This is a genomic window from Pusillimonas caeni, assembly GCF_003545815.1.
In the GTDB taxonomy this organism is placed as follows: domain Bacteria; phylum Pseudomonadota; class Gammaproteobacteria; order Burkholderiales; family Burkholderiaceae_B; genus Pusillimonas; species Pusillimonas caeni.
The window spans coordinates 1-9382 of record NZ_PDUW01000016.1 but is presented as its reverse complement, the minus strand read 5'-3'; the positions used below and the strand labels follow the sequence as shown (position 1 = coordinate 9382).

At 63.3% G+C, this 9382-nt stretch carries 7 protein-coding genes; 6 read left to right on the top strand and 1 reads right to left on the bottom strand.

The window, feature by feature from the left end; genetic code table 11:
- From CSC67_RS20860 to lpxC, 4 genes are all read left to right on the top strand, one after another.
- Positions 1–792: a cell division protein FtsQ/DivIB gene (locus tag CSC67_RS20860; RefSeq protein ID WP_118996401.1), complete on the top strand. Its 792-nt coding sequence runs from the start codon at positions 1–3 to the stop codon at positions 790–792.
- A 7-nt stretch (positions 793–799) separates the two neighbouring features.
- Positions 800–2026, top strand: a complete 1227-nt coding sequence (gene ftsA / locus CSC67_RS20855; protein ID WP_118996400.1) for a cell division protein FtsA — start codon at positions 800–802, stop codon at positions 2024–2026.
- Positions 2027–2194: 168 nt separating this feature from the next.
- A complete protein-coding gene (ftsZ, locus tag CSC67_RS20850; protein ID WP_118996399.1) occupies positions 2195–3367 on the top strand; it encodes a cell division protein FtsZ in 1173 nt (390 codons plus the stop codon).
- Positions 3368–3684: 317 nt separating this feature from the next.
- Positions 3685–4608 carry a UDP-3-O-acyl-N-acetylglucosamine deacetylase gene (gene lpxC, locus CSC67_RS20845; protein ID WP_118996398.1) on the top strand — a complete coding sequence of 308 codons (924 nt, stop codon included), beginning with the start codon at positions 3685–3687 and terminating at the stop codon, positions 4606–4608.
- A 71-nt stretch (positions 4609–4679) separates the two neighbouring features.
- Here lpxC and CSC67_RS20840 read toward each other — a convergent pair whose 3' ends face one another.
- Positions 4680–5162 (bottom strand): DciA family protein, encoded by a 483-nt coding sequence (locus CSC67_RS20840; protein ID WP_118996397.1) that lies wholly within the window; start codon positions 5160–5162, stop codon positions 4680–4682.
- A 21-nt stretch (positions 5163–5183) separates the two neighbouring features.
- Between CSC67_RS20840 and CSC67_RS20835 the strand changes: the two genes are divergently transcribed.
- Complete coding sequence (locus tag CSC67_RS20835) at positions 5184–6182, top strand: M23 family metallopeptidase (protein WP_245220320.1); 999 nt, start codon at positions 5184–5186, stop codon at positions 6180–6182.
- Between the two features lie 117 nt (positions 6183–6299).
- Positions 6300–9047 (top strand): preprotein translocase subunit SecA, encoded by a 2748-nt coding sequence (secA, locus tag CSC67_RS20830; RefSeq protein WP_118996395.1) that lies wholly within the window; start codon positions 6300–6302, stop codon positions 9045–9047.
- The last annotated feature ends 335 nt before the right edge of the window (positions 9048–9382 follow it).

The window sequence follows — 9382 nt, the reverse complement described above, 5'->3', positions numbered from 1 at the left end:
GTGATCAACGACGCCCGCATCATCAACTTCGTCGCGAACTCGCTGGCTCTGCTGGCGGTGTTGGCGATGCTGGTTGGCGTCGTCGTCTGGCTGGTGCAGCGGCCGTATTTCGCCATCGAGCGGATACAGATCGAAGCGATGCAAGCCGACACATTGAATTACGTCTCTACGGCCAGTGTCCGGGCGACAATTGCGGGTCGGGTGTCCGGCAATTTCTTCACCGTCGATCTCGACGAGACGCGCAGCCTGCTCGAGACGGTTCCCTGGGTGCGCCATGCGCGCATCCGTCGGGTATGGCCGAACACCTTGAATGTGCAATTGGAAGAGCAGCAGCCCCTGGCGCTGTGGAACGAGGATCAGATGATCAATACCTGGGGCGAAGCGTTCAGGGCCAATCAGGGCGAGCTGCCCGATGACGCGCACCTGCCGCAGTTCAACGGGCCGGACAATTCCGAGCGCCTGGTGGTGCAGCGCTATGCCGAGCTGGCGCGCTGGTTCGCGCCGCTCAATGTCAGCGTCGACGAGATCACCCTGAGTCCCCGCTACGCCTGGTCGGTCGAGCTTTCCGACGGCGTGCGCCTGAGCCTGGGCCGGGACCCAGCCGCCGACGTGGCCGACCCGCACGGCCGTTCCGGCGCCTTGTCGTTCGCGGCGCGCATCCAGCGCTTCGTGCAGGCCTGGCCGGTTCTTGCGCAGCGGCTCGAAGGCCGCTCCATCGAGAGTGCCGATTTACGTTATGCCAACGGTTTTGCCATCACCCTGGCGCCCGTTCCCTCTTCTTCTACCAAATAGAAAAGCTATGACCCGTGACATCAAGGACCTGATCGTTGCACTCGATATCGGCACCAGCAAGGTGGTTGCCGTGGTGGCGGAGATTCTGCCCGAGGGACGCTTCGAAGTGATCGGCTTGGGCCAGCATGAATCCCAGGGCATGCGCAAGGGCGTGGTGGTCAATATCGAGGCGACGGTCAACTCGATCCAGCGCGCCCTCGAGGAAGCCGAGCTGATGGCCGACTGCAAGATCCGCGAGGTCTACACCGGCATCGCGGGCAGCCATATCACCAGCTTCAACTCCAGCGGCATGGTGGCCGTCAAGGACAAGGAAGTGACGCCGACCGACGTGGCGCGGGTCATCGAGACGGCCAAGGCAGTCAATATTCCCACCGACCAGCAAGTGCTGCACGTGCTGACGCAGGAGTTCATCGTCGATTCGCAGGAGGATATCCGCGAGCCCATCGGCATGAGCGGCCTGCGCCTGGAGGTCAGGGTGCACATCGTGACGGGGGCGGTGAGCGCGGCGCAGAACATCGTGAAGTGCGTGCGGCGCTGCGGCCTCGAGGTGCAGGACCTGATTCTTCAGCCCCTGGCCTCCAGCATGGCCTGCCTGACTTCGGACGAAAAAGAGCTGGGCGTGGTCCTGGTCGACATCGGCGGCGGCACCACCGACATCGCGATCTATACCGGCGGCGCGATTCGCCACACCGCGGTGGTTCCCATCGCCGGCGACCAGGTCACCAGCGACATCGCGGCCATGCTGCGCACGCCCACGCCCGACGCCGAAGAGATCAAGCTGCGCTACGGCATCGCCAAGCAGGTTCTGGCGACAGCCGACGAATACATCGAAGTGCCGGGTCTGGGAGACCGGCCCAACCGCCAGGTCAAGCGCCAGGCGCTGGGCGCGGTCATCGAGCCGCGCATCGAGGAGCTCTTCACTTTCGTGCAGCAGATCGTACGGGAATCGGGCTACGAAGACCTGCTTTCGTCGGGCGTGGTGCTGACGGGCGGAACGTCGCTGATGCCCGGCATCGTCGAACTGGCCGAAGACGTATTTCTGAAGCCGGTGCGTGTCGCCGTGCCCAGCTACGAGGGCAGCCTTGCCGACGTCATGCGCAATCCGCGCTTTTCGACGGTGATGGGCCTGCTGTCCGAGGCCCGCCTGCAGCGTGCCCGCGGCCGCAAGGTGGCGCAGCAGACCGGCAGCGTCAAGACGCTGCTGGCGCGCATGAAGGAGTGGTTCATGAATTAAGGGCGGGACAAGCCCTTGAGGGGCGGGCGCGAAGCAGCCTGTCCTCGGGAGACGTTTCACACTTGATGCGAGTCGCCGGCTGGCATTCTGTTTGAGACGATTCCGGAAAAAGTGGTACGGGGAGTTTTTTTAATTTTTGCTTTTTTTGGAAATGTGAGGGAGTCAATCATGATGAATTTCGAAATGCTCGACAACAATGCCAGCGGCACCGTGATCAAGGTGGTCGGCGTGGGCGGCGCGGGCGGCAACGCCGTGGCGCACATGATCCGTTCCGGCATCAACGGTGTGGATTTCATTTGCGCCAATACCGATGCGCAGGCGCTGGCAGCCAGCGAGGCGCCGATCCAGATCCGTTTGGGCCGCACCGGCCTGGGCGCCGGCGCCAAGCCTGAACAAGGTCGCGCCGCCGCTGAAACGGCGCGCGAGGAAATCCGTGCCGCGCTCAACGGCGCGAACATGGTGTTCATCACCGCCGGCATGGGCGGCGGCACCGGCACGGGCGCGGGTCCCGTCGTGGCCGAAGTGGCCAAGGAACTGGGCATTCTGACGGTCGGCGTCGTGACCAAGCCCTTCATGTTCGAGGGCTCCAAGCGCCTGAAGATGGCCGAGGACGGCATTGCTGAACTGTCCAAGCACGTGCATTCGCTGATCGTGGTGCTCAACGAAAACCTTTACGACCTGATGGACGAGGACGCCACCCAGGAAGACTGCTTCAAGGCGGCTGACGACGTGCTTCACAATGCATGCGCCGGCATTGCCGAAATCATCAACGTGGAAGGCAATGTCAACGTCGACTTCGAGGACGTCAAGACCATCATGGGCGAGCAGGGCCAGGCCATGATGGGCACGTCGATCGCTTCGGGTCCCGACCGCGCCCGCGTGGCCGCCGAACAGGCGATTGCGTGCCCGCTGCTCGAAGGCGTCGATTTGCATGGCGCGCGCGGCATGCTGGTGAACATCACGGCCAGCCGCACCCTGAAGATGCGCGAGACCCGCGAAATCATGGACACCATCCGCAGCTACGCCGCAGAGGACGCCACTGTCATCTACGGTACGGCTTACGATGAGTCCATGGGCGAGAACCTGCGCGTCACCGTGGTGGCGACCGGCCTGGGCAGCGCGGCGGCTTCGCGTCCGCAGCTGGTCTCCAACCGGGCCGAGGCGCTGCGCACCGGCACGGACGACATGCCCATGGCGCACGGCCACGACTTCGCCAACGCCGATGTGCCGGCCGTCATCCGCAATCCGCGCGGCCAGGCTTCGGCCCAGGTGCGTGCGCTCGAGACGGCGGGAATGGATCACTTCGACATCCCCGCCTTCCTGCGCAAACAGGCTGACTGAGGGCCTCGGGGCCCGTCGAACGGCGGGCCCCGGGAACAAAAACAGCAAAAACGACTCTCACATATGGTAAGGAAGCGTCTTTTTGCCGCGGCATAGGGCATTTTGACGCTTGCGGGCGGGCGTCGCCGGTGCATTCTTCTCCCTCCCCGGCAGAGTGCACGGCCACGCCCGCATTTTATGAGCTGGCGCGATAGCCGCCGGCTATTGTTGCGATGCAAAAAATTTAGGGGCGGACCGGCGAAACCGGTTACAATGTTATGTTCACTTGTTCGCGGCCAACCGCCAGCGAATGCATCATCAGTTCGGTTCTAATTTTTATGCTACGTCAGCGCACGATACAAAAAGCAATCAGTACCAAGGGTGTGGGCCTGCATTCCGGACGCCGCGTCGAGATCACGCTGCGCCCCGCCGAGCCCAATACCGGTATCGTGTTCCATCGCGTCGACCTGCCCGAAATCGTCGACCTGCCTGCGCGGGCGATAGGCGTGGGCGACACCCGCATGGCTTCGGTCCTGCAAAAGGGCAATGTGCGGGTCTCGACGGTCGAGCACCTGATGTCCGCCCTGGCGGGCCTGGGCATCGACAATCTGCACGTCGACCTCACCGCCGAAGAAGTGCCCATCATGGACGGCAGCGCCGGCACGTTCGTCTATCTTCTGCGTTCGGCGGGCCTGCAAGAGCAGTCTGCCGCCAAGCAGTTCCTCAAGGTGCTCAAGACCGTCGAAGTGCGCGAAGGCGAGGGCGACAACCTGAAATGGGCGCGGCTGGAGCCCTACGATGGCTTTTCTCTGTCGTTCGCCATCGATTTCCACCATCCGGCCATCGACTCCACAGCTAATTTCGCCGAAGTCGATTTCGCCAAGGATTCCTATGTCAAGACGGTGGCGCGGGCGCGCACCTTCGGCTTCGTCAGCGAAGTCGAAGCCTTGCGCGCCGCGGGGCTGGCCCGTGGCGGCAGCCTGGACAACGCCATCGTCATGGACGAGTATCGGGTGCTGAACTCGGACGGCCTGCGCTACGAAGACGAGTTCGTCAAGCACAAGATACTCGATGCCATCGGCGACTTGTATCTCATCGGCAAGCCCCTGGTGGCGCGTTATGTGGCGTGCAAGTCCGGCCACGGACTGAACAACCAGCTCGCCCGCGCCCTGCTGGCCCAGGAAGACGCCTGGGAACTCGTCACCTACGACGCGACGGCGACCCCTGCCAGGGCCTACGTCAACGAATGGAAGTTCGCCTAGGGCAGCCTGGCCTTGGCCTAGGCTGCTAAAATTACCTGCCGGCCCTCTTTTGCACAGCGGCCGGTCTTGCTTCAGGCGCGTCCATGGCGCGCAACCAGTCTTGCGACGGCGTCGGCCAGCGGACCTGGCCGCAGGTTTTCATGCAGGCCGCGGAACGCATCGAGCGCCTGGCTGTCCAAAGGGATGCTCTGTTTCGGCTGAGACGTATTCGTCCGGCTTTGTAAGAGACCCGCTTGAACCCTTACCTGGATTTCGGTAAGGTTCCATCCGCTGTTTGCCAATTGAGCCACGGTGCGTGGCGCAAGCTGGCGCAGCCGCGCGGCATAGGCGGCGCTTGGAACGGCAAGCGTCAGCTGCCGGTTTTCCATGCGTGCCACCCGACAGGCCTGCGCAAGCCCGGGCGGCAGCATTCCTTGCAAAGCGCCCTCCAGGGCCAGCAAGGTGCGTGCCGCGGTCAGGACGTTGGCGCCGTGGCGGTCGCTGCCCAGCCAGTCGATGGCGGTATCGGCGGCGCTGCCTGACCTATGGCGGGTGGGCCCAGAAGCACGGGACATATATTTGTAGAGGATTTACCAGTGAGAGTAGTACTGACGAAAGGGCGTCCGACTGATTCTAACGCCAAAGGACTCAAGGCGCCCATTGCCGCACTGCTGGCGGTGCTGATACTGGGCATGTCGGCGGCGGCGGGCGCCTGGGTCCATTCCCGCTATGCCGAGGGCGCCGTCACGGTTTCGTCGTCGCTGGATCTCTATAGCGCTAACCTTGCCCGCGAAAGCGACTACAGCCGCGGACAGGTCGAGATCCTGGCTGCCAAGCTGGGCGACCTGCAGGCCAAGATCATCGAGATGGACGGGCTGAGCCGCCGCGTGGCCGAGATTGCCGGCATTCCCTATACCGATCCCGAGATCCAGGCCGGTCTCGACCAGGCGGCGCCTCCGGTCATGGACTATATCGGCGACGCCGAACAGGCGCCGCGCAAGCAGAAGATGTCGCTCGAGCCGGGGTCGGGCCTGAACGTGCGGCTGGATTTCCTGCAGCAAGAAGTGACGCGGCAGAAAGAATGGTTCAGGATGATGGACCTGGCGCTTACGCGACGCGCCGGCGTCGAAGCCAGCCTGCCGACGCTGATGCCGGTCAATTATCCTTATCTCAGCTCTTCATTCGGTTGGCGCCGCCATCCCATTTCCGGACGCCACGTCATGCACGAGGGGCTGGATTTCGCCGCCCCCAAGGGCACGCCCATACATGCGGCCTCGGGCGGGGTGGTCACGGCCGCCGGCTACAAGTCGGGCTACGGCAATATGGTCGAGATCTACCATGGCAACGACCTCGTCACGCGCTACGCCCATGCCTCGAAGCTCAAGGTCAAGGCCGGCGACATCGTCGAGCGGGGCCAGGAGATCGCCGCGGTCGGCTCCACCGGCCATTCGACCGGCCCGCACCTGCATTTCGAGGTACGGATGGCGGGGCATCCGCTGGACCCTGTGCTCTTTCTCGAGAAGCGGCAACCCGACCCCACCCTGGTCACCGACGCCAGCGGCCAGTTGGGCGCCGGAGGCTCAAAGGTGCGTTAAACTGTTTCGTTTTCCGCGGGCCCGCCCGCCAACCCATAGAGGCATGCGCCCGTCAGCGTCATGTGTTCGGCCCTTGCCCGGCCCGCATCCCGACTGGCTCGCATCAACGACACAATAATGGTTTCTTTGCTAAAAAAGCTCATCGGCAGCCGTAACGACCGGATACTCAAGAAGTACCGCAGGATGGTTACCCAGATCAACGCTCTGGAGTCCTCGCTGGCCGCGCTTTCGGATGACGAGCTCAAAGCCAAGACAGACGAGTTCCGCCAGCGCTACCAGGGCGGCGCCTCCCTCGACGATCTGCTGGTCGAGGCGTTTGCGGTGGTGCGCGAGGCCAGTAAGCGTGTGTTCGGGATGCGCCACTTCGACGTTCAGCTATTGGGCGGCATCGCCCTGCACAACGGCCAGATCGCCGAAATGCGCACAGGCGAGGGCAAGACGCTGATGGCCACCCTGAGCGTCTATCTCAATGCCCTGGCGGGAAAGGGCGTGCACGTGGTGACGGTCAACGACTACCTGGCCCGCCGCGACGCCGAGTGGATGGGACGGCTGTACAACTTTCTGAACATGACGGTGGGCGTGGTCGTTCCGCAGCAGCCCAACGAAGAAAAAGTGGCCGCCTATGCGGCCGACATCACGTATGGCACCAACAATGAATACGGCTTCGATTACCTGCGCGACAATATGGAATACCGCGCCGAAGACCGTCGCCAGCGCCAGCTTTCCTACGCCATCGTCGACGAGGTCGATTCGATCCTGATCGACGAGGCGCGCACGCCCCTCATCATTTCGGGCCAGGCCGAAGACAACACCGAGCTTTACGTACGCATGAACGCCGTGCCGCCGCTGATGACGCGCATGGCCTCCGAGCCCAAGCCTCACGAACCCGAACCCGAGGGAGACTTCTGGGTCGACGAGAAGGGCCAGCAGGTGCACTTGTCCGAGGCGGGCATGGTGAAGGCCGAGCAGACTCTGTCGCGCCTGGGCCTGCTGCCCGAGGGCGAGTCGCTGTACGACCCGCGCCACATTTCCCTGATCCATCACCTGATGGTTGCGCTTCGGGCCCACAATCTCTTCTTCCGCGATCAGCAGTATGTGGTGCAGAACGACGAGGTCGTCATCGTGGACGAGTTCACGGGACGCCTGATGGCGGGCCGGCGCTGGTCCGACGGCCTGCATCAGGCGGTCGAGGCCAAGGAAGGCGTGCGCATCCAGAACGAGAACCAGACGCTGGCGTCCATCACGTTCCAGAATTATTTCCGGATGTACGACAAGCTGGCGGGCATGACGGGTACGGCCGACACCGAGGCGTACGAGTTCCAGGAGATCTACGGCCTCGAGACCGTCATCATCCCGACCAACCGGCCGATGCAGCGTCTGGACCAGAACGATCAGGTCTTCAAGACGGACGCCGAAAAATACAATGCCATTCTGGCCGATATCAAGGATTGCCACGAGCGGGGCCAGCCGGTGCTGGTGGGCACGACCAGCATCGAGAACTCGGAACGGCTGTCGGGTCTGCTGCAAAAGGCGGGCCTGCCGCACGAGGTGCTGAACGCGAAGCAGCATGCGCGCGAGGCCGAGATCGTGGCTGAAGCCGGCAAGCCGGGGCACATCACTATTGCGACCAACATGGCGGGCCGCGGCACCGATATCGTGCTGGGCGGCAGCGTCGAGAAGCAGATCGATCTGATACGCGCCGACGAATCTCTTTCCGCCGAAGAGAAAACGGGCCGCATCGAGCGGGTGCGGGCCGAGTGGGCCCCGGCGAACGCGGCGGTCAAGGCGGCGGGCGGGCTGCGCATCATCGGCACCGAACGGCACGAGTCGCGCCGCATCGACAATCAGTTGCGCGGCCGCGCGGGCCGGCAGGGCGATCCGGGTTCTTCGCGCTTCTATCTCTCGCTCGAAGATTCGCTGATGCGCATCTTCGCGGGAGACCGCGTGCGCGCCATCATGGAACGCTTGCGCCTGCCCGAGGGCGAGCCGATCGAGGCGCGCATGGTGTCCCGCTCTATCGAGTCGGCCCAGCGCAAGGTCGAGGCGCGCAACTTCGACATACGCAAGCAGCTGCTCGAGTACGACGATGTGGCCAACGATCAGCGCAAGGTGCTGTATGCGCAGCGCAACGAGGTGCTGGAATCGGCCGATGTGTCGGAATCGATCCGGAACCTCACCGACGCGGCGGTTGTCGAGCTGTTCCGCGCCCACATTCCGGAAGGCAGCATGGAAGAGCAGTGGGACGTGGCTACGCTGGAGGCCACACTGGAGTCGGACTGGCATGTCCATGTGCCTCTCAGCCAGCAGATCGAGCAAGAGCCCAACGTCACCGACGACGAACTGCTGGAACGCGTTCTGGCCGAGGCGCGCCGCATCTATGGCGAGAAGGTGGAGCTGGTGGGCCGCGATAACTGGGCGCCGTTCGAGCGCTCGGTGCTGCTGCAGGCGATCGACACGAACTGGCGTGCGCATTTGTCGGCGCTGGATCATTTGCGCCAGGGGATTCATTTGCGCGGATATGCGCAAAAGGATCCGAAGCAGGAGTACAAGCGCGAGGCTTTCCAGCTGTTCTCGAACATGCTCGACCGGGTGCGGGACGAGGTGGTGAAGGTGCTGTTGACGGTACGGATCCAGTCGGCCGAGCAGGTGGAGGTGGCGGAGCCGGAGGCTGCGCAGCTGGAGAACGTGAAGTATCACCATTCGGACTATGATGCGGCGCTGAGCGGCGAGGACCCCGGCATCGCGGAGGCGGCCACGGGTCGCCAGGCTGTGCCGGACGGGGCGGTGCCCAAGGTGGGGCGCAATGATCCCTGCCCTTGCGGAAGCGGGAAGAAGTACAAGCATTGCCATGGCAGGCTCAATTAGGTTTCTTGCTTGAGTCTGTTGTGTTGGAAGAGCTGGCCGTTTTGGCCGGCTTTCTTTTTTATGCTTGTGCTTCGGCGCCGTTAGCCGGGGCTTTGCTTGGACATGGCTAGATGGCCTGGGACTTGTTCTGTTTCTGTTCTTGGCGTTGGTTCTAGTCTGGGTAATGAGATGGTCAGCCCGCCCCTCGGCGAGGGCGGGTACGCTGTAGGGGGATTTCCCCCTGGAGATAAGGAGACCATCATGGCGACGATCAAGCTGATAGGCATTGACCTGGGTAAGCGCTGTTTTCATCTTCACGGTCAAGATGAGAGCGGCCGGCAAGTACTGCGCAAGAA